We start from the raw sequence: 21,708 nt of genomic DNA, 5'->3' as shown, positions 1-21,708 counted from the left end.
CCCCTGTGGATTCCGGTGTTGCCCCCGCAGACTCCGCCCGCTCCGTTCGCCAGCCTTACCGGTAAGCGCACCGGAGGGAGAGGAGGCGACCATGGCGAAGGCCCTTCTGCCGTGCCTGTTGATGATCGCCGCCACGGCCGTCGTCGTTCCCGCGTTGGGCGGTGACAAGGAGTTCGTGGCCTCGCTGCGCAGCGCGGAGACCGGCACGTACCTGTGCGACGCGACGATCGTCTCGCCGGAGTGGCTGGTGACTGCCGCCCGCTGCCTGGAGTCCCGCGGCCCGGCGGAGCTGACCGTGCGCATCAGTCCCCGGCGCGGTGAAGGCCTCAGCGCGACCGTCGGTGTCGCCGAGCGCATCACGCATCCCGACTACACGCCGAGCACTCCGCCGCGCGCGGACGTCGGCCTCGTCCGGCTGAGCATCCCGGTGTCGATGAGCTCCACCGCTCGCCCCGCACCCGATGTGAGCGCTCATCGCGACTGGATCGCCCACCACCTGAACAAGGAGTCCTGAAGTGCGGAAGAAGTCCCTCTTGGTCGGCCTGCTCGTCGCCGCGACCGCGGTGCTGAGCGCGACTCCCGCCGGAGCGATCGTCGGTGGCAAGAAGGCCGACGAGAACTACCCGTTCATGGCGTCGTTGCAGCACCCGGTCATGCCGTGGAAGCCCAACCACTACTGCGGTGGCGCGGTGATCGCACCGGCGTGGGTGCTGACGGCCGCCCACTGCGTCGACTCGGTCGGTGAGGCGGAGATGCCGATCGAGGAGTTCGCCGTCCGCGTCGGCTCCAACCGCACCGACAGCGGTGGTGAGGTCGCCAAGGCGAAGCGGGTCGTGGTCCACCCGGACTACCGCCCAGCGGGGCCGGGCGAGGGCAACGACATCGCGCTCGTGGAGCTGGCCGAGCCGGTCTCGGTGCGCCCGGTCGCGCTTCCGGCGCGCACTCCGGGCCCGGGCACGCCCGCTCGCGCGATCGGGTGGGGCAGGACGTGCGCCAAGGACACCGAGAAGAACTGCCTCACCCCGCCGCGCGAGCTCAAGCAGCTGGAGGAGACGGTCGTGGCGGGGAAGACCTGTGCCCGGCTGTCCACCGCCGGGGCCGAGCTGTGCGTTCAGACCCCGGAGAAGGCCGGAGCCATCTGCTTCGCCGACTCCGGCAGCCCGCTGATCGGCAAGGTCGACGGCAGGTGGACCGTGCTCGGTTCGGCTGACAGGTTCGGCACGTCCAATGGCAGGGACGACTGCGACGACTCGACCGCGCTCTACGCCGACGTGAGCGCCCACCTGAGCTGGATCGCCCGGTACGTCCGCTGACCCGGCACCGCGCGCGGGCCGCCCCGGGGAGACCGGGACGGCCCGCTTTCGTCTCACACCAGGCCGCCCGCCGCGACGATGGACTGCCCGGTCACCCAGCGCGCGTCGTCGCCGGCCAGGAACGCCACGATGTCGGCGATGTCCTGCGGCTGTCCCAGCCTGCCCAGCGGCGTCATCCCGATGAACTCGTCCAGGTTGGCCCGCACGTCGTCGGTGATGCCGTCGGTGTCGGTGATCCCCGGCAGCACCGAGTTCACCGTGATCCCGCGCGGCCCCAGCTCCTTCGCCGCCGAGATCGCGAACTGCTCCACGGCGGCCTTCGTCCCCGCGTACACGCCGACGAAGGGACTGGGGTAGCGGGTGTAGCCGGTGGAGATGTTGATGATCCGCCCGCCGTCGCGCAGCTCCCGCGCCGCGTGCCGCAGCGCCAGGAACGTGCCCTTGAAGTTGACCGCGACGGAGCGGTCGATGTCGGCGTCGGTCACCTCGGCGAGCGGGCTCGGGGTCGCGATCACCGCCGCGTTGTTGACCAGGATGTCCAGCCCGCCGAACTCCCGCAGCGTCACCGCGAACAACCGGTCCACGTCGGCGGGCACGCCGATGTCGGCCTGGACCTCGATGGCGGTGCCGCCGGCCCCGGTGATCGCGGCGACGACCTCCTCGGCCGCCTCGGCGTTGCGGTGCCAGTTCACCGCCACCCGCGCCCCGTCCGCGGCGAGGCGGAGCGCGATGGCCCGGCCGATCCCGCGCGAGGCCGCGGTGACGATGGCGGTCTTACCGGTGAGCTTTCCGTTGAGCGGCAACGGTTCCACGGTGGCTGTCATGGCTTCGACGCTAAAGTTTGACACCGATGTCAAGGTCAACGTGCCGTGCGCCACAGGTCGCGCCGCCCGTTATGGTCGACGTGCCTTGAGGATTCGGAAACGGGCGCGAAGCGTTTTCCGCCGCGTTACACACAATGCGTGTCTTCGCCCGTTCGGACTCATTTCGGTAACGCTGTCCAGGGCTTTTGTCGGGCGTTACCCAGCGTGAAGATCGTTTTCCCGCTAAGGGGCACCCCCGCGTTCTGGCGTTGACACGAACGAGTATTGTTCTGCGCGTCGTTCCGCGAACCTGAGATTTCTCGCCGAGGAACTAGCCCGAACGGGCTAACCGGCTCGACGTTGAGCGACTGTGCGCGTCCACCTCAACAATTCCAGCCCTTTATGGCCCGTTTCCGGGAGCGATCCCGAGCGGGAAGGAGAGTTATGGCATCCGGGTTGCGTTCCGCGCGTCTCGGCGCAGTGCTGCTCAGCACGGCGGCGATCACCCTGGCCGTCGCGGGTCCGGCGTTCGCCGAGGCCGCCAAGGCCAAGGTCGACCACTCGGCCAACGTCGACGGCCTGCACGTGAAGCTCACCGACGGCTCCTCGTGGCACGCCAAGCTGCTCGGCGTCCAGCTCGAGGACGGCACCAAGGTCAAGACCTACTGCGTCGAGCTGACCGTCAACAACGTCAACGGCGCGCCGCTGGTCGAGTCGCCGTGGGAGAAGTACCCCGACGGCTCGAAGAGCTTCAAGTCGCAGCCGGAGAAGGTCAACTGGATCCTGCACCACTCCTACCCGGCGGAGAAGGACCTCGTCGCCCTGGCCAAGGCCGCGGGCAGTGGCACGCTGGACGAGCGCGAGGCCATCTCCGGCACCCAGGCCGCGATCTGGCACTTCAGCAACAACATCGCGCTCAGCGACAAGGCGGGCGACAACCCGGCCGACGTCGTCGCGCTCTACAAGTACCTGACCGGTCCGAAGAACGTGGGCATGAAGAACCAGCCCGCGCCCGCGCTGAAGGTCGAGCCCGCCGAGAAGTCCGGCGTCGCGGGCAAGCCGATCGGCCCGTTCAAGGTCAACACCACCGCCGACAAGGTCAACGTCGAGCTCAAGGGCGCCGAGGGCGCCAAGCTCGTCGACGCCAAGGGCGCCGTCGTGGACGGTGCCAAGGACGGCAGCGAGCTGTTCGTCTCGGTCCCGGCCGACGCCAAGGCGGGCAAGGCCACCATCGACTTCAACGCCAAGGCCACCCTGCAGAAGGGCCGCCTGTTCGTCGGTGACGGCACCCGCACCCAGACGCTGATCCTGGCGCAGGCGGAGAACACCAAGGTCAAGGCGAAGGCCAAGGCGGAGTGGACGGCCGCTCCGGTCACCACCACCACGCCCGCGCCGACCACCACGCCCGCCCCGAGCACCACCCCGGCGCCCACCACGGCCCCGGTCACGACCAGCCCCGCGCCGGTCGTGGACACCAACACCGACAACCTGGCCAACACCGGCGCGTCGATCCTGTTCCCGTCGATCCTCGGCGGTCTGCTCGTCGCCGGTGGCGCCACCGCACTGGTGCTGCAGCGCAAGCGCAAGAAGGCGTAACGCCTGACCCAGCGCGCTGAGGCGGGGCCGTGTCCACTGTGGACACGGCCCCGCTTCGCGTCTTCAAGGAGGAACGGGTCAGCGGGAGAGGCAGCCCAGCACTGGTAGCTGAAGCCTGCAAGGCCTGAGCCCCGCCACGTAGATGTCGCCGTCGGCCACCTTCACGTCGCGGTCACTGGAGGCCCCGGTGGCGATGATCCTCGCGGGATCGCGGAACCCGGTCACCAGCTCGACTCGCTGGACCGGCTTCGCGGTGGGGATCACCGTCTCCGCCCGCCAGCGCTCCCCGTCGGAGAGCAGGTGGGTCTCGATGTCCGGTTTGCCGTCCCGCGTGGCGTAGACCCGCCAGGTCGACGCGTCCACCCGCTCCGCCTCGCGCACCCGCAGCCCGGTGGCCACCTCCGTCGTCCGCCAGCGGGTCCCGGTCCACACCGACGCGAAGTCGTGCAGCACCTTGTTGTCGTCGCCGGTGAACCACAGCACGAACGGCCTGGCACCCGTCACGCCGACCAGCTGGATGTAGTCCGGGGTCTTCATCCCACCCGGCAGCACCAACGGGGTGTCGGCGATCTTGAGGTGCTGCTCCTGGTCGGCGTCGTCGATCTGCGTGCCGAGATCCCGCCCGCCCGCGGAGTGGAACGTCCGGTCGGCCGGGTCGAACCACGCGTAGTACATGTTGCGGTGGTAGCGGTCGTGCTTGTGGCCTTCCGGACCGCCACCGGCCAGCGTGTAGACGAGGTGCACCCGTTCCCGGCCGCCGACCCGCTCGTAGCGCATCTGGCCGATATAGATCTCGTTCATGTTGTCCGCGCGGCCCGTCGAACCGATTGCGAACGGCTTGCCGGTGAGCTGCTCGGAGTTGCGCCAGGTGCGCCCGTCGTCGGTGGAGACCACGTAGCGCATCGGGCGCGTGTCGGTGGGCACCGACGGGTCGAGCTCCTGGGTGGTCTCGCGGAAGAACACGTAGATGTCGCCGTTGGCGGTCTTGAACGGCATCGGGTAGCTCGCCGCCTTGCCCTGGGAGATCTCCGTCTGCGTCCACTCGCCCTCCGCCGAGTGCGGACGGGCGGAGCGGGTCATCACCAGCGCCTTGTTGTGCATGCCCTGGAAGACCAGCACGTGACCGTCGTCGGCGAGCAGCATCGTCGGGTAGTTGTGCGGGTCCGACTCACCCGCGGCGATCTTCCGCGGCGGGCTCCACGTGCCGCGCCGGTGGTCGTAGGCCTGCACGTAGTTGTCGGCGTGCTGGCCCGACCAGGTGATGTAGGTGGAGCCGGACACCGGGTCGTGCACCGCTCCGGCCATCGGCCTGCGGTCGGTGCGCGAGGCCACGGTGCTCGCCGTGGTGGTCACGGTGAACTCGGGAGCCACCGAGCCCGCGACCGCCGCCGAGGCGGCCGGTGTTGCGGTGACCGTCGCCGCGAGCAGCGACAACGGCACGAGGGCGCGAAACAATCGCGACATTGGCGGGGACCTCCTGGTAGCGACCCCTGCGGGGCCGCGCTCCAGGCGGCGGCAAGACATGGTCGCACGCGGCTACCGGCCGGGGCCACAACGGCGGTAGCGTGATCTTGTGCCCGGCTGGCTCGTGGCTCTTGGTGACTCACCGCCACGGGCATGCGGGCTTGTCGGGGCGACGGTAGGAACGCACGGGTGAAGTCGAGTACGCTGCGTGGCTGGTGCTCGGCTCACATTGTTCGTGATCCGGCCGGGCCGGAACGCGGTGAGCACGAGGAGCGCCAGTGAACTTCGACGAACTCCTGAAGAAGGCCCAGGGGCTGGCCGAGGAGCACTCCGACAAGCTGGAGTCGGCGGCGGACTCCCTCGGCGACTTCGCGAAGACGAAGTTCGAGGGACACGACGAACAGATCGACACCGCCGTGCAGAAGGTCAAAGACCTCATCCCGAACAAGGAATGAGCGTGCCCAACACCGACCGCGTCACCGCGGCCACCCCCGGCCAGCGCCGCCCGCTGCTGCTGACCTGGCAGGGCGTCGGCGCCCCGCGCCTGGAGTCGGCGCGGCTGCTGCTCTCCGACAACCGCAGGCTGCGCGCCGCGGGCCGGATGATCGCCCCTCGCACCCGCGAGACCGAGGCGTTCAACGCCACCTACGACGTGACGGTCGGCGAGAACGGCGTGGTGAAGCGGGTCTTCCTGCACAGCATCACCGCCGAGGTCGAGCGGCAGCTCTCCTTCAGCCGCTCCGACGACGGCTTCTGGCTGATGGACCGGGGCCAGGGCGCCCAGCGCACCCAGTTCGACGGCGCGGCCGAGGTGGACGTGCAGCACTGCGTGCTGTTCAACACCCTGCCGGTGCGGCGGCTCAACCTGCACCGCGAGGCCGGTGAGCACGACCTGCCGATCGCCTACGTGAGCCTGCCGGACCTCACGGTGGAGATCAAAAGGCAGAGCTACCGCACGGTCTCGGTCGGGGAGAGCACCTCGGTGGTCAACTACTCCTCCGAGGGCTTCAGCTCCGACATCACCGTCGACCCGGACGGCATCGTGGTCGACTACCCCGAGATCGCCCGCCAAATCTAGGTCGTGTCCCGCACGTGGTGACACCACCTCACCATCCCGGCCGCCCGCACTCGCATACCCCCAAATCGCGTTTTGTCACCTCGATGCGAAATGAGAGCGCTCTTTTGCGCATTAAGGTGACAAAACGCGAAACCCTGACCACGCCAGCCAACCCACGAGTGCACCGGGGCGGCGCGGCCTCGGGGCATCGGGACGACTTGGCGGACAGGCGCTAGCCGGTCACCGCGGCGATCGCGGCGGTGTCCCAGTAGAACGGGCGCACCTCGCTGATGCGTCCGCCGGTGACGGTGATCGTCTGCAGGATGCGGAAGTCGATCTCCTTGGCCGTCGCGCGAGCGTGCGCGTGCACGTCGGTCAGCACCACGAGCGGTCCCTCGGTCGCCAGGAACTCCTGCCGCACCATCTCGAAGGACTCCCACGTCTTGCTCATCGCGACGAAGAACCGCTCCATGCCGTCGTGCCCGCGCCAGAGCCCGCCGTAGGGCAGCGCGTCGGCCTGGTGCAACACGACGTCCTCGGCGAAGAACGGCGCCAGCTCCGCGAAGCTCGCCTTTCCTGGTCCGCCCGCGGCGAGGTACCTGGACTCGGCTGCGTACATCCCTTTCAACACCTTCAGCATTCCCTGAGCCTGCCCGCGCCCCGCCCCGGGTTCTCGCGGCGATCGGACCTCGGGATCAGGCTCGGATGGCGACGGCTTGTGCCTGGCCGACCGCGATGCTGGTGACCGCGATGCCGGTGCCGCCGCCGCGGGCTCTGAGGTGGCGGCAGAGATCCGCGATCACCCGGGGCATCGAGGCGCCGAGCGGGTGTCCGTAGGCGATCGCCCCGCCGTGCACGTTGACCCGTTCCGGTGCGATCTCCGGCAGGTGGCGCAGCACCGACAGCACCACCGCCGCGAACGCCTCGTTGATCTCCCACAGCGCCACGTCCTCGGCGCGCACGACCATCCTGGTCAGGAGCTTCCGCACCGCCGAGACCGCCGCGAGCGGGAAGCACTGCGGTTCGCAGGCGACCACCGCGCTGCCGACGACCTCCCCGAGCGGCTCGATCGCGAGCTCCGCCGCCGTGCGCTCCGAGCCGAGCAGCAGCGCCACCGCGCCGTCGCTGAACGGGGAGGAGTTGCCCGCCGTCACCGGCCCGTCCGTGGAGAACGCCGAGCTCAGGGCTGCCAGCTTCTGCGCACTCGTCTCGTGGCGCACCGACTCGTCGCGGCGCAGCGGATGGGACGAGTCCGGAGCCAGCACCGGGAACACGAAGCCGTCGTGCACGCCCGCGTCCCAGGCCGCCGCGGCTCTGCGGTGCGAGCGGAGCGCGAAGTGGTCCATCTCCGCCCGGTCGATGCCCAGCCGCACCGCGACCCGCTCCGCGCCCAGCCCCATCGGCACTGTCCACTCCGGACGCATCCGCCGGTTCACCAGCCGCCAGCCCAGCGTCGTGACCAGCTCCATCCGGTCCGGCATCGCGCGCTCCGGCCGGGGCATCACGAACGGCGCGCGGCTCATGCCCTCCACGCCGCCGGCGACGACCAGCTCCGCGTCGCCCGCCGCGATCGCGCGCCCCGCCTGCGCGACGGCCTCGCCGCCCGAGCCGCACAGCCGGTTGACCGTGCTGCCCGGCACCGTGACCGGCAGCCCGGCCAGCAGCGCCGCCATCCTTCCGACGTTGCGGTTCTCCTCGCCCGCTCCGTTGGTGTTGCCGTAGACCACGTCGTCGATCCGGGTCGGGTCCAGGGTCGCGCAGTGCCGCTTCAGCAGCTCCACGATCGGCAGGGCGGCGAGGTCGTCCACCCGGACGCTGGAGAGGCCACCTCGGTAACGGCCGAACGGAGTGCGTGCTGCGTCCAGGATGAGCGCGGGCATGAACCCCATGCTGCCCTGTTCCAGCGGGCTACGCGGGCCCGAGCAGGAAGGACACGAACGCCTGCGCTGGTGGGGTTTCCGGATTCACCCCGATGGCCCGCACCTCGATGGTGTGCGGGCCGAACGGCAGCTCCCCGGTGCTCAGCCCGAACCGCCAGCGGCCCGCGACGCCCGGTCCCTGCGCGGTCGTCGGCAGCCGCGCGACGCGCTCGTTGTCCACGAGCACCTCCAGCCCGGCGAGCGGGGCCAACTCCCCGGCGACGATCTGCGCGACCGGGCCGTCCAGCTCGACCTCCAGCACCACCCGCCCCCGTGTCAGGGTCTTGCCTGGCGTGAGCGGCTTCGCCGCGGCGTCCAGCAGCTCCGCGCGCGGTTCGGCGACCACCGGCTTGTTGCGACGGGTCACCGGGCGGCTGGGCGGGGGCGTCGGCGGTGCGACCCGAGCTCCCGGCTCCGGCACGACCTCGATCCCGGCCTGCACGATCTCCAGCGGCCCGTCGTTCTCCACCACCACGTTCAGCGTGTTCTGCTCGCCGACGACCGCGAGCGCCTCCTTGGGCAGGTCAACGACCACCGGGAAGCCCGCGCCGGGGATGATCTCCGTGCCGGGAACGGCCATCCGCACCGGCAACCGGAGACCGCCGACCCGCACGGTGAGCTTGTCCAGCCGCACGGTGCCCCGGGAGAGCAGGCCGAGCCGCAGCTGCCCGCCGGAGAACTCGGTCAGCTGACGCGCTCCCGCCGGCCGTTCCACCGACGCCGACGGGCTGCCCTGCGACCAGTTCAGCCTCGGTGGCGTCACCGCGGGCGGTGTGGTGGTCGGCGCGCCGAGGAAGCCGACGAGGTCCACCGCGCTGCGGGTCTGGCCGGTGCCCCTGCCGGTGAAGCCGAGCAGCATCGTGGCCTCGCGCCAACCGACCACGATGTTCGCCGCGGCCACGGGTTGCTTGTCCCGCAACACTTCCACGCGATCGGTGTAGACGACGACCTCCCAGCGCTGTCGCACCGAGATCGGCATCGGCGGCAGGGCCGCGGGCACGGACCTCGGGTCGATCACCGCCGAGGACCTCGGCGTCCCCGGCGGCACCAGCAGCTGGGCAGCGCCGCTGTGGCTGAAGGAGGTCGCGCGCAGCCGCACGGTCCCCGGCGGCAGCGACTGGTCCTCCTGGGCGGCGGTCGGCCGGGTCGAACCCTCGACCTCCTTGACGTTGCCCAGCACCAGGTCCACCGGTCCGGGCACGAGGTCGATGGTGAACTGCTGCGCGGTGCCGGAGCCGTCGGTCTCCACCACCGCGCGCCCCAGCTCGCCGTTGGCCTGCGGGGTCTGCGCGAGCCGGAACGGCGTGCGGGGCCGCAGCACCGCCGGTTCGCTGCCGCAGTTTCCGGTGATCACCAGCCGCCCGGCGTCCTCGCCCTCACCCGGCAGCGCGGTACCGCAGGAGCCCCGCTGCGACAGCCGCCAGTTCTCCGCGATGGTCCTGGCGTCGTCGAACTCCTCGACGTAGCTCCACGGCTCGCGCAGCACGTAGGGCTCGGGGCGGCCGGTGCCGCCCACCGCCGCCGAGCGCTGGCCGAAGGAGTCCACCGAGCGCACCTCGACGCGGTACTCAGCACCGTTCTCAAGGCCGCCGAGCTGCACCAGGGACCGCGACACCAGCCGGGTGTGCTCCAGCTCGCGGCCCTTGCCCCACCGCACCTCGTAGCCCGCCGCCCCCGCCGGTTCCACACCGTCGGCGAGCGAGCTGCCCCAGCGCACCAGGAGCTGGCGCGGACCGGACTCGACGGAGAGCACGGAGACGGGCGCCGGTGGCCCCGACGGGTTCGGCAGGATCACGCCCGAGGTCGAGAAGCGCTCCAGGTGCCTCGGTTCCGTGCCGCGCGAGCCCTGCCGGACCGGGTCCGGGCCGTCGCCGGTCGCGCGCAGCACCGCGACGGCCCCGACGAGTACCACCACTGCTCCGAGCAGGATCGCGAGACGCCGACGTTCCACCCGGCCACGCTAGTCCCGGCGCGTGACAGCGGTCACGACTAGTTGCCGAGCCGCAACCCGCTCCGATCTTCAGATCGGCCAGTCGGCGTACTCGCCGATCGCGGTCATGCCGTCCAGCGACGTGATCCGCCCGCCGAGGATGCCGAGGCTGCGCAGCAGCTCCATGGCCTCGGGCGCGGTCAGCTCGACGCTGGTCAGCGGCTCTGGCGACTGCTCGCGACCGGCCTCCCAGGCCCGCCGCGCCTTGTACCCGGACTCCAGCGTCGCGCCGAGCGAGCCGGTCGAGGCCAGCGAGCCGCGCGCCGCGCCGAGCCTGCCGAGCGCGTCGTCCACCGCGTCCAGCAGCGCGTCCCGGTTGCCCTCGCACATCGCCCTGACCAACGCGGGATCGCTGCCCGCGACGCGGGTGCCGTCCGCGAAGGACCCGGCGGCCAGCGCCATCGCCATCGGCCCACCGTCGGCGCCGACCGCGGCGAGCACGGCGGCCAGCACGTGCGGCAGGTGCGAGATCCGCGCGACCGCGGCGTCGTGGTCGCCCTCGCCCGCCGGGACCACGTACGCGCCGCACTCCAGCGCGAGCGTGGCCACCTCGGCCCAGACGATCGGGTCGGTGCCCTCGTCGGCGGCGACCACCCAGGCCGCGCCCTCGAAGAGCTTGGCGTCGCCCGCGGCCCAGCCGGACTCCGCCTTGCCCGCCATGGGGTGCCCGCCGACGTAGCGGGCCTCGGGCGCGTAGCGCCGGACCGCCTCCGCGATCGGGCCCTTCACGCTGACCACGTCGGTCAGCCGGGTCTTCGCCGCGAACCGGTTGATGATCGTCAGCACGTCCGGAGCCGCGGTCAGCGGCACGGCGAGCACGATCAGCGAGTCCCGTTCGGCGGCGTGGATCACCGCCTCGTCCACCGTGGACACCACGGTGAAGCCGTCGGCCTCCGCCGCGGCCCGGTCACCGGCGGAGGCCGCCGTGCCGAACACCTGGTAACCGGCGGCGGCAGCTGCCCGCAGCACCGACCCGCCGATCAGACCCAACCCGATCACACACACCGAACGCACCCCGCACATCCTGCCCGTAGCCCGCCCGTTCCGTCAGCAGGTGATCGGGTCGAACCTTCACCCGATCACGTGAGTCGTCGCTCTCAGCGCGCCTCCCGGGCGGTGCCGGCCCGCCCCAGGTGGCCCGTATCGGGAATTCGCAGGTCTCCGGACGCGCTTTCGGCTTTCGGGGCGGCCCGGATGCGCATAACGTGTTGCCATGACGGTGCAGGAACCGATCGGGGGAATTGCGGTCGCCGTCGTCCGCGAGGACGGCAGGTGGCGGTGCAGCCCCATGGACAGCTCGGTGCTCACCGATCTCGACAAGGCGATCACCGAGCTGCGCGGGCTGCGGTCCACCGGCGCGGTCTTCGGCCTGCTCGATGTCGACGACGAGTTCTTTGTTGTTGTCCGCCCGACCCCGGGCGGAGTTGACCTGCTGCTCTCCGACGCGGGAGCGGCGCTGGACTACGACGTGGCGGCGGACGTGCTCGACCTGCTCCGGGTCGACCCGCCCGACCCCGACGACGAGGAGATCTGGCCGGAGGGCGACGTCGGGCTGCTCAGCGACGTCGGCATGCCCGAGCCGGAGCTGCGCCTGATCGTCGGTGAGATCGAGCTCTACCCCGACGAGCAGCTGCGCATGATCGCCCAGCGCTGCGGTTTCGTCGACGAGTTCGACAAGGTCGCAGAGCCTCTGCTGACCTGAGCGCATGAGACCGTTCGTCCTCCCGGCCGACCGGGCGCTGATGCGCGCCGCCCTCGACGCGGCCCGCACCGCGCCGGACACCGGTGACGTGCCGATCGGCGCGGTGGTCCTCGCCCCGGACGGCACCGAGCTGGCCCGCGCGTGCAATGCCCGCGAAGCGCTCGGCGACCCGACGGCGCACGCCGAGATCCTCGCGCTGCGCGCCGCCGCGGCCCGATACGGCGACGGCTGGCGGCTGGAGGGCTGCACCCTGGCGGTGACCGTCGAGCCCTGCACGATGTGCGCGGGCGCACTGGTGCTCGCCCGGATCGGCCGGGTCGTCTTCGGGGCGTGGGAGCCGAAGACCGGGGCCGCCGGATCGCTGTGGGACGTGCTCCGCGATCGCAGGTCCACTCACCGCCCCGAGGTGGTCGGCGGTGTTTTGGAGGCCGAATGCGCGGAGCTGATGAACGCGTTCTTCGCCACCCTCTCTCACCGTAATGAGTGATCTGTCTCACGGCGCCGTGATGTTTTCGACAAGCGGGGCATCTCTGCTGTTGACCCGCCCGAACGCACGAGAGGGAGAAAGCGGCGATGAGCGTTTTCGACAAGGCCAAGGACAAGGCTGAGCAGCTCGTCGGTCAGGCCAAGGAGGGTCTTGGCAAGCTCACCGGAAACGAGGAGCTGGAAAACGCGGGCAAGCGCGACCAGCTTTCCGGCGAGATGAAGGAAGCCGGTCACGACCTCAAGGACAAGGCGGCCGGTGTGGTTCAGGACGCCAAGGACAAGCTTTCCGGTGACAAGTGACCGAGTGAGCGCCTGATCCGCGGCTCACGAATTCTCGTCGGCCCGTCCCCGTTCTCGGTGGGCGGGCCGACGTGTGTGCCGTGGGAGGGCGCTGGTGGCTGGGGTGACACCGGCCGAGCTATGGCGCGGTGTGCGCGCGGTCCTGGAGCAGGTGATCGCCCAGGAGGTGGCGGTGCCGCCGTGCCTGCCGGAGCGCGCGATGCGGGCCGTTCGTGCCGATCAGGTCGCTGAACAGGGAAAACCCTGATCGAGGGGCTGCGTGAAAACTCGGCTGAGGCCTCGGGTAGGCTGTCCCGCGGTAGCGTGTCCGAGCGGCCGAAGGAGCACGCCTCGAAAGCGTGTGAGGGTTCACGCCCTCCGTGGGTTCAAATCCCACCGCTACCGCCAGCTACGAAGAAAGCGCCCGGGTGCCTGAACTGGCACACCGGGCGCTTTCTCGTTGTGGTCTCGATCCTCCGCCAGGGCGGGGTCGAGCGGCAGCCTCACCGCCCGCGTTTCGTGTCCTCGGGACCGTCGCGTCAGAAGAACTCGTCCAGCAGTTGGTAGAAGGCGAGGCGTTCAGGGACCGGGACCTCGCCGTAGCTGTCGAAGAACCGCTGGGCGCTCGTCGGGCCGAGGCTGCGCGCGGTGAGCGCGAGGTCGTTGTAGCGATCCGCGACCCCGAGCCGCCCCACGTCGATCAGCCCGGTCACCGCGAACGTCTCGGGATCGAGCAGCACGTTGGGCGTGCACAGATCGCCGTGGCAGACCACGAGGTCCTCGTGGGCGGGGCGGGTTGCCTCAAGTTCCTCGAACAGCTCCATCGCGGTGCGACCGAGCCGGTGCTCGTCGAAGTCGGTCTCGTCGACCAGCCCGGCCTCGGCGTTGCGCAGAGCCTGCGGGACGACCACGTCGAGAGTGCGGTCGAACGGGCAGTCCGCCACCGGGAGCGCGTGCAGCTCACGGGTGATCGCGGCCAGCGCGTCGATCTCGCGGAAGCCCCAGATCCGGTCGTCACCGCCGAGCTCGGCGAGTGAGCGTCCGGGCACCGCCGTGGTCACCATCCAGCTCGACCGCTCGTCCCCGCCGAGCTCGACCACCTCGGGCGCGGGCAGGCCCTGGGCCCGGAGCCAGTGGAGTCGTTCCGCCTCCTCGGCCAGCTCCGTGCTGTTCTCGACGGTCTTCAGGTAGTAGGCGGGCGAACCCGTCAGGCGCCAGACACCGGCACCGGAACAGCCGATGGTGACCGGCTCCCACGTGTGCTGGGGGTAGCGCGAGCGCAGCGTGGTCATCACTCTTCCAGCTTCGGCCACCACGCAATCGGTTTTGAACTGGTGGCAAGTCGTTGCATACAGGTCTGGGAAAGTTCACCCGCCCGGGGAAAGATTCCACCTCCCGAACACCTGCACGGGAGGACGCGTGACCCTGCACCGCCGCCGAACCACCCTGTCGGCGCTGGCCGGCACAACCCTGCTGGTAGCGCTCGCCCCCGCCGCGACCGCGGCTCCCTCGACCGATGCGGTCATCGCCGAGGTCTACGGCGGCGGTGGCAACTCCGGAGCCGCGCTGACCACGGACTTCGTCGAGCTGACCAGCCCGACGGCCGTCTCCCTCGACGGCTGGAGCGTGCAGTACCTGCCCGCCTCACCGTCGCCGACCAGCAAGTGGCAGGTCACCAAGCTCGCCGGGAGCATCGCCGCGGGCAAGCGCTACCTGGTCGCGCAGGCCAAGGGCAGCGGCGGCACGGTGGCCCTGCCGACCCCGGACGCGACCGGCTCGACCAACCTGTCCGGCACCGGGGGCACCGTCGCGCTCGTCCGGAGCGACCAGGCCCTGACCTGTCTCACCGCGGCGGACTGCGCCGCCGTCCCCGTCATCCGTGACCTGGTCGGTTTCGGCTCCGCCGTGGTCCGCGAGGGTTCCCCGGCCCCCGCCGCGAGCAACACCACCTCGGTCGCGCGCAAGGCCACGCCGGTCGACAACGACGACAACTCGGCTGACTTCGTGGCGGGTGAGCCGACTCCGGAGAACAGCAAGGGCGAGCGTCCCGGCGGTGGCGAGCCCGGCCCCGCGCCGGAGAAGGCCCGCATCCACCAGATCCAGGGCACCACGCGGCTGTCCCCGTTCGTCGGCAAGCAGGTCGCGGACGTGCCCGGCGTGGTCACCGCCGTCAGGACCTTCGGCTCCTCGCGCGGCTTCTGGTTCCAGGACCCCGAGCCGGACGCCGACCCGCGCACCAGTGAGGGCCTGTTCGTCTTCACCGGCACCACCACCCCCGACGTCAAGGTGGGCGACTCGGTCCTCGTCGCGGGCAATGTCGCGGAGTTCTACCCGCTGGCCAGCGGAGAGACCGTCGCGACCACCGCGAACCAGTCGATCACCCAGCTGACCGGTGCGCGGTGGACGGTGCGGTCCGCTGGCAACGCCCTCCCCGCGGCCGAGGTGCTCAAGCCCGACACCGTGCCCGTCGCGCTCGCGCCGAGCCCGGGCGGCAACATCGAGTCGCTCGACCTGGAGCCCGCCAAGTACGCGCTCGACTTCTACGAGTCCCGCGAGGGCATGCGACTGCGGCTCGACGACGCGCGGGTGGTCGGCCCGACCGACGGTTTCAACGCGCTGTGGGTGACCAGCAAGCCCGACCAGAACCGCACCCCGCGCGGCGGCTCGAACTACCAGTCCTACGTGGACGCCAACACCGGGCGGGTCAAGATCGAGTCGCTGATCCCCTTCGCGGAGCGCCCGTTCCCGATCGCCAACGTCGGCGACCAGCTGACCGGCACGACCGAAGGGCCGCTGGACTACAGCCGCTTCGGCGGCTACGTGCTCCAGGCGAGCACCCTCGGCAAGCACGTCGCCGGTCCGCTCGCCCCGGAGACCACGCGCAAGCAGCGCACCCACGAGCTGGCCACCGCGACCTACAACGTGGAGAATCTGTCCACAAAGGATGCCCAGGCCAAGTTCGACCGCCTCGCCACGGGCGTCGTACGCAACCTGGCCGCCCCGGACATCGTTGCCCTGGAAGAGATCCAGGACGACAACGGGCCCACCAACGACGCGGTCGTCTCCGCCGAACAGACCCTGCGCCGCTTCACCGACGCGGTCGCAGCCGCCGGTGGTCCCCGCTACGAGTGGCGCCAGATCAACCCGATCGACGACGCCGACGGCGGTCAGCCGGGCGGCAACATCCGGGTCGCCTTCCTGTTCAACCCGCTCCGAGTGTCCTTTGTGGACCGACCGGGCGGCGACGCGGTCACCCCGGTCAAGGTCGAGCGGGAGCGGGGCCGCGCCAAGCTGAGCGTCTCCCCGGGCCGCGTCGCTCCGACCGACCCCGCGTGGCAGGCCAGCCGCAAGCCGCTCGTCGGCGAGTTCCGCTTCCCGGCCGACGGGCCGCTCCAGCGCAGCGTCTTCGTGGTGGCCAACCACTTCAACTCCAAGGGCGGCGACCAGCCGCTGCACGGCCGCATCCAGCCGCCCGTGCGCTCCAGCGAGGTCCAGCGGGTCGCCCAGGCCAAACTCGTGCGCGGGTTCGTCGACAGCCTGATGAAGACCGACCGCAACGCCAACTTGGTGGTCCTCGGCGACCTCAACGACTACGTGTTCTCCCCGGCTGTGCAGACCCTGATCGACCCGAACGCGCTCGCCGCGCCGATGGACCGGCTGCCGGTTGGGGAGCGCTACAGCTACGTCTACGAGGGCAACTCGCAGACGCTGGACCACATCCTGGTCGGCAGCAAGCTGCTGAAGCGGACCAACCTCGACGTGGTGCACATCAACGCCGAGTTCCACGACCAGGCCAGCGACCACGACCCGCAGGTGGTGCGCTTCCTGCCGCGCACCGGCATCGACTGGCTCGACGACCTGGAGCACCTGCTGTACGGCCTGCTCGGCTGACGTCCCGTGTGCGGGTCCGGTGCTTGCCGGACCCGCACACGGCAATCCTGTGCACTGAGCCAGCACATCGGGTGACGCATTGCTGTGTCGGCAACGGCTTCTGCGATGGGAGCCTGGTGCTTGACCGCGACGGGATGACGAGGGAGGCGGTGCTGGATGCGGATCCGCTGCTGACGGCGTCACAAACCGGTCTGCATTTGCGTATCCCACCATTCACCGTTCGGAACCGGCTGGCGCACGGCCTGGTGCACCCAGTTCTCCGTCGCGGAGCACCAGGTGTTCCGCGCGTTTCGGCAAGCTGGTGTGAAATGAAAGTCGCTGCGTCGCTCCGTGAAGCTCGGGCATCCATGTGAGAGCCGTCTGTGCTGCTGGGAATGCATCTTGGTCGTTCTCTTGTGAGCGGCTCGGCGCCGCATGGCATTAGTGAGAACTCGTGCTTGTCCGAGCCTCTTGGGCGATGTATTGCCATAGTGGCAAATGGGAGAATGGCACTGTGTCGGACTCAGAGATTCGAAAGCCGTTGTTCGCCGCCGCGCAGGTGGTCTCATTCCCGGAGGAGGCCGCCTCGACGGCCGTGGACAACGCGGCGGTGCTGGAGACGCTGATCAACGTCACCGAGGCGCTGCTCATGGTGCTGCACAACGCCAGGGGGTCTGACGCGCTCGGCGGCCGGTGAGCGCGCAACGCGAGAGGCCCCGGCGCGTGAGCGTCCGGGGCCTCGTCAGCGGAGGATGCGGGATTTGAACCCGCGAGGGTTTTACCCCAACACGATTTCCAATCGTGCGCACTAGGCCACTATGCGAATCCTCCGTCGAAGACCTTACCGGAGGAGGGGTGAGCGCCCAAAACCGGGGGTCAGACGGGGTGCGTCGAGCGGTCAGGGCTCCTCGGCGGGCAGCCGGTAGACGCCCCGCGCGATGCCGTCCAGCACCTCGGTGGCCGTGGCGTCCGCGTCGAGGCCGCTGGAGTCCACCACGTGGCGTTCGAGCTCGCCCAGGTCGGCGAACTGCCGGTGCATCTCCCGCACCGGGTCCTCCGCCGTGAGCTCCCCCTCTCCCCGGCTCACCGCGCGGGCCACGGTGGTCGCCTCGTTCGGCCGCAGCACCACGTAGTGCACTGTGATCTCGGTGTCCCCCTTGCGGAACGCGTCCAGGAACCACGGGCCGAGCACTCCGTCGCAGACCACGTCGTAGCCGCCCGTCGCATAGCCGAACGCGGCGGTGGCGAAGACACCGACGACGACCTCGTTCTGCTTCTGGGCCTCCGGCAGGTAGGGCTCGATCCCTCCGCGCCGGATGTAGCGGTAGAAGTCGTCGGTGTGCAGGTGCACGCTGGGCGAAAGTTCGTCGGCGACCAGCCTGGCCACGGTGGTCTTTCCGGCTCCGGGTGGTCCGGTGAGGACGATGACCTGTCCGCTCATGCCGTCGATGATGACGGCTCGACGCTGAGTTCGGACTCGATTTTCCTGATCAGCTGCTCGTCGGCCTCGATGGCTGCCGCGTCGTCGGAGGCGAGGACCACGTGCCCGAGGCTGGTCCACAGGTCCACGGTGCGCGAGACCGTCGAGCCTTCGCGATGCGCGATCACCGCGCTGTGGAAGGTCGGCAGCAGCTCATCCAGGCGGGCCAGCCGTTCCGCGTTGCGCAGCACGCCCGTGCTCGGCGCCGACAGGTACACCGAGCGGACGTGCCGCAGCAGCTCGTAGCCGCTGACCGCGTGCTTGCGGTCCACCCAGTGCCGCACCGTGCGGTCCACCTGCGAGTCGCCGACCGCGAGCCGGGTGACGTCCTGCTGGTCGGAGCCCGCGAGCCGCGCACCGACCTCGATCAGCCTGGGACCCGACGGAGTCAGCATCACCTCGACGTGCGCGGGGCCGTTGCGCAGACCCACCGCGTCGAGCACCCGGCGCACGTAGGCGAACAGGGGCGCGATGACCTCGTCGCCCGGCGGGACCACCGTGGTGGACAGGTACACGCCGAGCCGGTTTCCCTGACGCTGCTTGGCATACCGCCACACCGAGACCAGTCCGTGCGCGCCGTCGACGGAGTAGGTGTCGACCTCGTACTCCACGCCCTCGGCCAGCTCCTGCACCAGGACCTGGGTGTTGGGCAGCTCCAACCTGTTGACGCTGCCCAGGATCCGGTCGAACAGCGGTCGCCAGTCCTCGCCCGGCCGCGTGACGAACACGTCGTCGGCGCCCGCGCTGTTCTGCGGCTTCACCACGATCGCCGAGTCGCTGAGATCGTTGGCGCGCAACCACTCCGCGACCTCGCCGGGGTCGGAGGAGCTCAGCTGCCGCAGGTGCGGGACGCCGGCGTCGGCCAACGCCACGCCCATCAGCCACTTGTCGCGACGCGCGGCGGACAGCTCCAGCACGTTGCTCTGTCCCGGCAGGACCAGCTCCGACAGGTGCTCGGCCGCCTCGACCCCGGTCTCGGTCCCCGGCAGCACGCACAGCGGGTCCAGCTCGCGCAGGCGGCGTGCGAGCTTGTCCACGTCGTCGAGCACGAAGGTCTCGACGAAGTTCTCCTGGTGCCACGTCGACGCGAAGGACGCCGTCGGTTCCGGCGTGGTGAGCACCGCGACCGCGGGGACACCGCGCTCGGCGAAGGCCGGGGCGAGCGCGCTGCCCGCCGAGTACGGGTCGACGAGTACCACGTTGCGCATTGGCGCAGGTTAGCGGCCGATTCGACGCTTCTTCGCCCTGATATCAGGCTCTTGGCGGGCGGGTGTCCTCCGACCGGCGTACGGGTGTGTCCGAGACCTCCTGCCCGTTCGCGACCCCGTACACGTCGAGCCCAGCGGGGCGCTACACTGGCCGTGGACCCCATGCGGTGCGCATCTCGTGAACCTCCCCAGGGCCGGAAGGCAGCAAGGATAAGCGGGCTCTGGCAGGTGCGTGGGGTCCCCTTATATCTCCCGACGGCCCGGATGCGGGCATTGTCGGTGTCCGCCAGTAAGGTGCGAGACCGTGGCGCTGGCTCTGTATCGCAAGTACCGCCCGGCGAGCTTCTCCGAGGTCGTCGGGCAGGAGCACGTCACCGACCCGCTGCGCATGGCGCTGCAGGCCGGGCGGATCAACCACGCCTACCTCTTCTCCGGGCCGCGCGGCTGCGGGAAGACTTCGAGCGCGCGCATCCTCGCGCGCTCGCTGAACTGCGCGCAGGGGCCCACGCCCGACCCGTGTGGCGAGTGCAGTTCCTGCGTCGCGCTGGCCCCCGAGGGCAGCGGCAACGTCGACGTCGTCGAGCTCGACGCGGCCAGCCACGGTGGTGTCGACGACACCAGGGAGCTGCGCGACCGCGCCTTCTACGCGCCTGCCGAGTCGCGCTACCGCGTCTTCATCATCGACGAGGCGCACATGGTCACCACGCAGGGCTTCAACGCCCTGCTGAAGATCGTGGAGGAGCCGCCGGACCACCTGATCTTCATCTTCGCCACCACCGAGCCGGAGAAGGTGCTCGGCACCATCCGCTCGCGGACCCACCACTACCCGTTCCGGTTGATGCCGCCCGGCGTCATGCGGGAGCTGGTCGAGCGGATCTGCGCCGACGAGGGCGTTCAGGTCGAGCCCGCGGTGTTCCCGCTGGTCATCCGCGCGGGTGGGGGCTCGGCCCGCGACACGCTCTCGGTCATGGACCAGCTGCTCGCCGGTGCCGGGCCGGAGGGCGTCACCTACGCGCGCGCCGTCTCGCTGCTGGGCGTCACCGACGTCGCGTTGATCGACGAGATGGTCGACGCGCTCGGCGACCAGGACGGCGCCGGGGTCTTCGGCACGGTGAACCGCCTGGTCGAGGCCGGGCACGACCCGCGCCGCTTCGCCACCGACCTGCTCGACCGGCTGCGCGACCTGGTGCTGCTGCACGCGGTCCGCGACGCGGGGGAGCGCGGTCTGGTCGACGCGCCCGCCGAGCAGCTCACCAAGATGCTCGGCCAGGTGGAGAAGATCGGTCCCGGCACGCTGACCCGCTACGCCGAGATCGTCCACACAGGACTGATCGACATGCGCGGGGCGACGGCGCCGCGTCTGGTCCTGGAGCTGCTCTGCTCCCGGATGCTGCTGCCCGGCGCCTCCGACACCGAGTCCGCGCTGCTCGACCGCATGGACCGCCTTGAACGGCGTGCCGCCGTCGCCGCCCCCGCGGCACCAACCGCACCAGCCGCACCAGCCGCACCCGTGGCCTCGGCTGTCGCTCCCGCCGCGACCCCGGTCGCCGCGCCGCCCGCTGGGGACCGCCCGGTGTTCCAGCGCCGCTCGCAGGCGCCCGCGCCCGTCGCCGAACCGCAGCCCGAGGCGCCCACACCACCGCCACCCGCCACTCAGCCCCGCCAGGCGGCGCCCGCGCCGGTCGCCGAGCCCACTCCGGCCCCGGCGGCCCCGCCCGCCCCCGAACCCGAGCCCGCCGCCGCTCCGGCGGCGTCCGGTGGCGTGGACGTGGCGGCGGTCCGGCAGTCGTGGCCCGCCCTGCTCGCGGCGGTCCGCACCCAGAGCCGCAGCACCGAGGCGATGCTGACCAACGCGACGGTGCTGTCGGTCGAGGGCAACACGATCACGCTCACCCACACCGCGGAACCGCTGGCGAAGCGGCTGTCGGACCCGCGCAACAGCGACGCCATCGCCGCGGCGGTGGAGAGCGTCCTCGGCGGCAAGTGGCAGGTTCGCTGCGTGCACGGCAGCGCGCCCGCCCCGGCGCGTCCGGCTCCCGCCGCCAAGCCCGCGGCGGAGCGGCCCGTTGTGCAGCGGCGCAGCCAGCAGCAGCAACAGCAGTCGTCCGCCGACTCCGCCGCGCCCGCGCCGAGCAGGCCGGAGCCGGTGCGCCGGTCCACCCAGGTCTCCGAAGAGCCCCCGCCGCCGGAGCCGCCCGCCGACCTGGACGAGCAGCTCCCGCCCGATCCCGCCAGCGAGCGCGAGGACGAGGAAGCGATGCTGGACGAGGTCGCCGCCGCTCCGATGGGCAGCCCGGACGTGAAACAGCACGATCCGGACGAGGAGATCATCAAGCTGTTCAGCCCACTCGGCGCCCGCCGCATCGACTAGGCCGCCTCCGGCACTCGCCGTCGTGCGCTGAATGAGTCATTCACGTGACCGCACCCGGTGCGCGCCCCGGGTTTTCCGTTCGGCGCCGCCGCTGGAGGACTCGCAGGTCAGAACCCGGCCCGTGTCCTCCACGTAGCGCCACCACGTCGCTGGCGCACACCCCCAACACC

General features: G+C 70.9%; 21 protein-coding genes, 2 tRNA genes and 1 other RNA gene. 14 read left to right on the top strand and 10 right to left on the bottom strand.

Going from position 1 to position 21,708, the window contains the following annotated elements; genetic code table 11:
* Window positions 1-91 precede the first annotated feature (91 nt).
* Together ACFFQA_RS20635 and ACFFQA_RS20630 are read left to right on the top strand one after the other, a co-directional pair.
* Window positions 92-514: a trypsin-like serine protease gene (locus ACFFQA_RS20635; RefSeq protein WP_377854510.1), complete on the top strand. Its 423-nt coding sequence runs from the start codon at window positions 92-94 to the stop codon at window positions 512-514.
* A 1-nt stretch (window position 515) separates the two neighbouring features.
* Complete coding sequence (locus tag ACFFQA_RS20630) at window positions 516-1,313, top strand: S1 family peptidase (RefSeq protein WP_377854507.1); 798 nt, start codon at window positions 516-518, stop codon at window positions 1,311-1,313.
* Window positions 1,314-1,366: 53 nt separating this feature from the next.
* Here the strand turns inward: ACFFQA_RS20630 and ACFFQA_RS20625 are convergent, their stop codons facing one another.
* Window positions 1,367-2,137: a glucose 1-dehydrogenase gene (locus ACFFQA_RS20625; RefSeq protein ID WP_377854504.1), complete on the bottom strand. Its 771-nt coding sequence runs from the start codon at window positions 2,135-2,137 to the stop codon at window positions 1,367-1,369.
* 423 nt (window positions 2,138-2,560) lie between these two features.
* Here ACFFQA_RS20625 and ACFFQA_RS20620 point away from each other — a divergent pair, with 423 nt between their 5' ends.
* Entirely contained in the window at window positions 2,561-3,712 is a 1,152-nt protein-coding gene (locus ACFFQA_RS20620) for a thioester domain-containing protein (protein ID WP_377854501.1), read from the top strand.
* Between the two features lie 78 nt (window positions 3,713-3,790).
* On the opposite strand, the gene ACFFQA_RS20615 is transcribed toward ACFFQA_RS20620, so the two are convergent.
* Complete coding sequence (locus tag ACFFQA_RS20615) at window positions 3,791-5,176, bottom strand: BNR-4 repeat-containing protein (protein ID WP_377854499.1); 1,386 nt, start codon at window positions 5,174-5,176, stop codon at window positions 3,791-3,793.
* A gap of 278 nt (window positions 5,177-5,454) precedes the next feature.
* On the opposite strand from ACFFQA_RS20615, the gene ACFFQA_RS20610 reads away from it, so the two are divergent.
* A complete protein-coding gene (locus tag ACFFQA_RS20610; protein ID WP_377854497.1) occupies window positions 5,455-5,631 on the top strand; it encodes an antitoxin in 177 nt (58 codons plus the stop codon).
* Window positions 5,632-5,633: 2 nt separating this feature from the next.
* Window positions 5,634-6,254 carry a putative glycolipid-binding domain-containing protein gene (locus ACFFQA_RS20605; protein ID WP_377854495.1) on the top strand — a complete coding sequence of 207 codons (621 nt, stop codon included), beginning with the start codon at window positions 5,634-5,636 and terminating at the stop codon, window positions 6,252-6,254.
* 211 nt (window positions 6,255-6,465) lie between these two features.
* On the opposite strand, the gene ACFFQA_RS20600 is transcribed toward ACFFQA_RS20605, so the two are convergent.
* The 4 genes from ACFFQA_RS20600 to ACFFQA_RS20585 all read right to left on the bottom strand — a co-directional run bounded on the left by ACFFQA_RS20600 (window position 6,466) and on the right by ACFFQA_RS20585 (window position 11,165).
* Window positions 6,466-6,852: a nuclear transport factor 2 family protein gene (locus ACFFQA_RS20600; RefSeq protein WP_377854493.1), complete on the bottom strand. Its 387-nt coding sequence runs from the start codon at window positions 6,850-6,852 to the stop codon at window positions 6,466-6,468.
* A gap of 76 nt (window positions 6,853-6,928) precedes the next feature.
* Window positions 6,929-8,113 (bottom strand): thiolase family protein, encoded by a 1,185-nt coding sequence (locus ACFFQA_RS20595; RefSeq protein ID WP_377854491.1) that lies wholly within the window; start codon window positions 8,111-8,113, stop codon window positions 6,929-6,931.
* Between the two features lie 28 nt (window positions 8,114-8,141).
* A complete protein-coding gene (locus tag ACFFQA_RS20590) occupies window positions 8,142-10,103 on the bottom strand; it encodes a fibronectin type III domain-containing protein (protein WP_377854489.1) in 1,962 nt (653 codons plus the stop codon).
* A gap of 69 nt (window positions 10,104-10,172) precedes the next feature.
* On the bottom strand, window positions 10,173-11,165 hold the full coding sequence (locus ACFFQA_RS20585; protein WP_446681686.1) for a prephenate dehydrogenase: 993 nt from the start codon (window positions 11,163-11,165) through the stop codon (window positions 10,173-10,175).
* A 190-nt stretch (window positions 11,166-11,355) separates the two neighbouring features.
* On the opposite strand from ACFFQA_RS20585, the gene ACFFQA_RS20580 reads away from it, so the two are divergent.
* The 5 genes from ACFFQA_RS20580 (at window position 11,356) to ACFFQA_RS20560 (ending at window position 13,017) form a co-directional block, all read left to right on the top strand.
* Entirely contained in the window at window positions 11,356-11,844 is a 489-nt protein-coding gene (locus ACFFQA_RS20580; protein WP_377854483.1) for a tRNA adenosine deaminase-associated protein, read from the top strand.
* A 4-nt stretch (window positions 11,845-11,848) separates the two neighbouring features.
* Window positions 11,849-12,331, top strand: a complete 483-nt coding sequence (locus tag ACFFQA_RS20575; RefSeq protein ID WP_377854480.1) for a nucleoside deaminase — start codon at window positions 11,849-11,851, stop codon at window positions 12,329-12,331.
* An 86-nt stretch (window positions 12,332-12,417) separates the two neighbouring features.
* Complete coding sequence (locus tag ACFFQA_RS20570; RefSeq protein WP_377854478.1) at window positions 12,418-12,630, top strand: CsbD family protein; 213 nt, start codon at window positions 12,418-12,420, stop codon at window positions 12,628-12,630.
* Window positions 12,631-12,724: 94 nt separating this feature from the next.
* Window positions 12,725-12,877: a hypothetical protein gene (locus ACFFQA_RS20565; protein ID WP_377854477.1), complete on the top strand. Its 153-nt coding sequence runs from the start codon at window positions 12,725-12,727 to the stop codon at window positions 12,875-12,877.
* Window positions 12,878-12,927: 50 nt separating this feature from the next.
* Window positions 12,928-13,017: transfer RNA gene (locus ACFFQA_RS20560), tRNA-Ser, on the top strand.
* Between the two features lie 131 nt (window positions 13,018-13,148).
* Here the strand turns inward: ACFFQA_RS20560 and ACFFQA_RS20555 are convergent.
* On the bottom strand, window positions 13,149-13,901 hold the full coding sequence (locus tag ACFFQA_RS20555) for an APH(3') family aminoglycoside O-phosphotransferase (protein ID WP_377854474.1): 753 nt from the start codon (window positions 13,899-13,901) through the stop codon (window positions 13,149-13,151).
* A gap of 127 nt (window positions 13,902-14,028) precedes the next feature.
* Here ACFFQA_RS20555 and ACFFQA_RS20550 point away from each other — a divergent pair, with 127 nt between their 5' ends.
* Window positions 14,029-16,500, top strand: a complete 2,472-nt coding sequence (locus tag ACFFQA_RS20550; protein ID WP_377854471.1) for a DUF8508 domain-containing protein — start codon at window positions 14,029-14,031, stop codon at window positions 16,498-16,500.
* A gap of 493 nt (window positions 16,501-16,993) precedes the next feature.
* Window positions 16,994-17,176, top strand: a complete 183-nt coding sequence (locus tag ACFFQA_RS20545; RefSeq protein ID WP_377854468.1) for a hypothetical protein — start codon at window positions 16,994-16,996, stop codon at window positions 17,174-17,176.
* Between the two features lie 49 nt (window positions 17,177-17,225).
* Here the strand turns inward: ACFFQA_RS20545 and ACFFQA_RS20540 are convergent.
* The 3 genes from ACFFQA_RS20540 to ACFFQA_RS20530 form a co-directional block, all read right to left on the bottom strand.
* Window positions 17,226-17,310, bottom strand: a tRNA-Ser gene (locus ACFFQA_RS20540).
* 67 nt (window positions 17,311-17,377) lie between these two features.
* Window positions 17,378-17,920: a zeta toxin family protein gene (locus ACFFQA_RS20535; RefSeq protein ID WP_377854465.1), complete on the bottom strand. Its 543-nt coding sequence runs from the start codon at window positions 17,918-17,920 to the stop codon at window positions 17,378-17,380.
* The gene (locus tag ACFFQA_RS20530) at window positions 17,917-19,167 is read right to left on the bottom strand and encodes an ATP-grasp domain-containing protein (protein ID WP_377854463.1); all 1,251 of its coding nucleotides are present in this window, start codon (window positions 19,165-19,167) and stop codon (window positions 17,917-17,919) included. The genes ACFFQA_RS20535 and ACFFQA_RS20530 overlap by 4 nt, the downstream gene beginning before the upstream one ends.
* 152 nt (window positions 19,168-19,319) lie before the next feature.
* Here ACFFQA_RS20530 and ffs point away from each other — a divergent pair.
* Both ffs and ACFFQA_RS20520 read left to right on the top strand, forming a co-directional pair.
* Window positions 19,320-19,414: signal recognition particle sRNA small type (ffs, locus tag ACFFQA_RS20525), an RNA gene on the top strand.
* 57 nt (window positions 19,415-19,471) lie between these two features.
* Window positions 19,472-21,538, top strand: coding sequence for a DNA polymerase III subunit gamma and tau (locus ACFFQA_RS20520; RefSeq protein ID WP_377854460.1), 2,067 nt, complete (start codon window positions 19,472-19,474; stop codon window positions 21,536-21,538).
* The last annotated feature ends 170 nt before the right edge of the window (window positions 21,539-21,708 follow it).

This window comes from Allokutzneria oryzae (assembly GCF_042429765.1).
GTDB classification, from domain to species: domain Bacteria; phylum Actinomycetota; class Actinomycetes; order Mycobacteriales; family Pseudonocardiaceae; genus Allokutzneria; species Allokutzneria oryzae.
Note: the sequence above shows the minus strand (reverse complement) of the source record. Positions and strands in the feature narration are given on the sequence as shown.

Excerpts from the sequence above, each read along its gene's own strand:
- ACFFQA_RS20535 (WP_377854465.1), bottom strand. The coding sequence starts at position 17,920 with ATGAGCGGACAGGTCATCGTCCTCACCGGACCACCCGGAGCCGGAAAG.
- ACFFQA_RS20575 (WP_377854480.1), top strand. The coding sequence starts at position 11,849 with ATGAGACCGTTCGTCCTCCCGGCCGACCGGGCGCTGATGCGCGCCGCC.
- ACFFQA_RS20625 (WP_377854504.1), bottom strand. The coding sequence starts at position 2,137 with ATGACAGCCACCGTGGAACCGTTGCCGCTCAACGGAAAGCTCACCGGT.
- ACFFQA_RS20585 (WP_446681686.1), bottom strand. The coding sequence starts at position 11,165 with ATGTGCGGGGTGCGTTCGGTGTGTGTGATCGGGTTGGGTCTGATCGGC.
- ACFFQA_RS20635 (WP_377854510.1), top strand. The coding sequence starts at position 92 with ATGGCGAAGGCCCTTCTGCCGTGCCTGTTGATGATCGCCGCCACGGCC.
- ACFFQA_RS20620 (WP_377854501.1), top strand. The coding sequence starts at position 2,561 with ATGGCATCCGGGTTGCGTTCCGCGCGTCTCGGCGCAGTGCTGCTCAGC.
- ACFFQA_RS20595 (WP_377854491.1), bottom strand. The coding sequence starts at position 8,113 with ATGCCCGCGCTCATCCTGGACGCAGCACGCACTCCGTTCGGCCGTTAC.
- ACFFQA_RS20615 (WP_377854499.1), bottom strand. The coding sequence starts at position 5,176 with ATGTCGCGATTGTTTCGCGCCCTCGTGCCGTTGTCGCTGCTCGCGGCG.
- ACFFQA_RS20580 (WP_377854483.1), top strand. The coding sequence starts at position 11,356 with ATGACGGTGCAGGAACCGATCGGGGGAATTGCGGTCGCCGTCGTCCGC.
- ACFFQA_RS20570 (WP_377854478.1), top strand. The coding sequence starts at position 12,418 with ATGAGCGTTTTCGACAAGGCCAAGGACAAGGCTGAGCAGCTCGTCGGT.
- ACFFQA_RS20530 (WP_377854463.1), bottom strand. The coding sequence starts at position 19,167 with ATGCGCAACGTGGTACTCGTCGACCCGTACTCGGCGGGCAGCGCGCTC.
- ACFFQA_RS20555 (WP_377854474.1), bottom strand. The coding sequence starts at position 13,901 with ATGACCACGCTGCGCTCGCGCTACCCCCAGCACACGTGGGAGCCGGTC.
- ACFFQA_RS20600 (WP_377854493.1), bottom strand. The coding sequence starts at position 6,852 with ATGTACGCAGCCGAGTCCAGGTACCTCGCCGCGGGCGGACCAGGAAAG.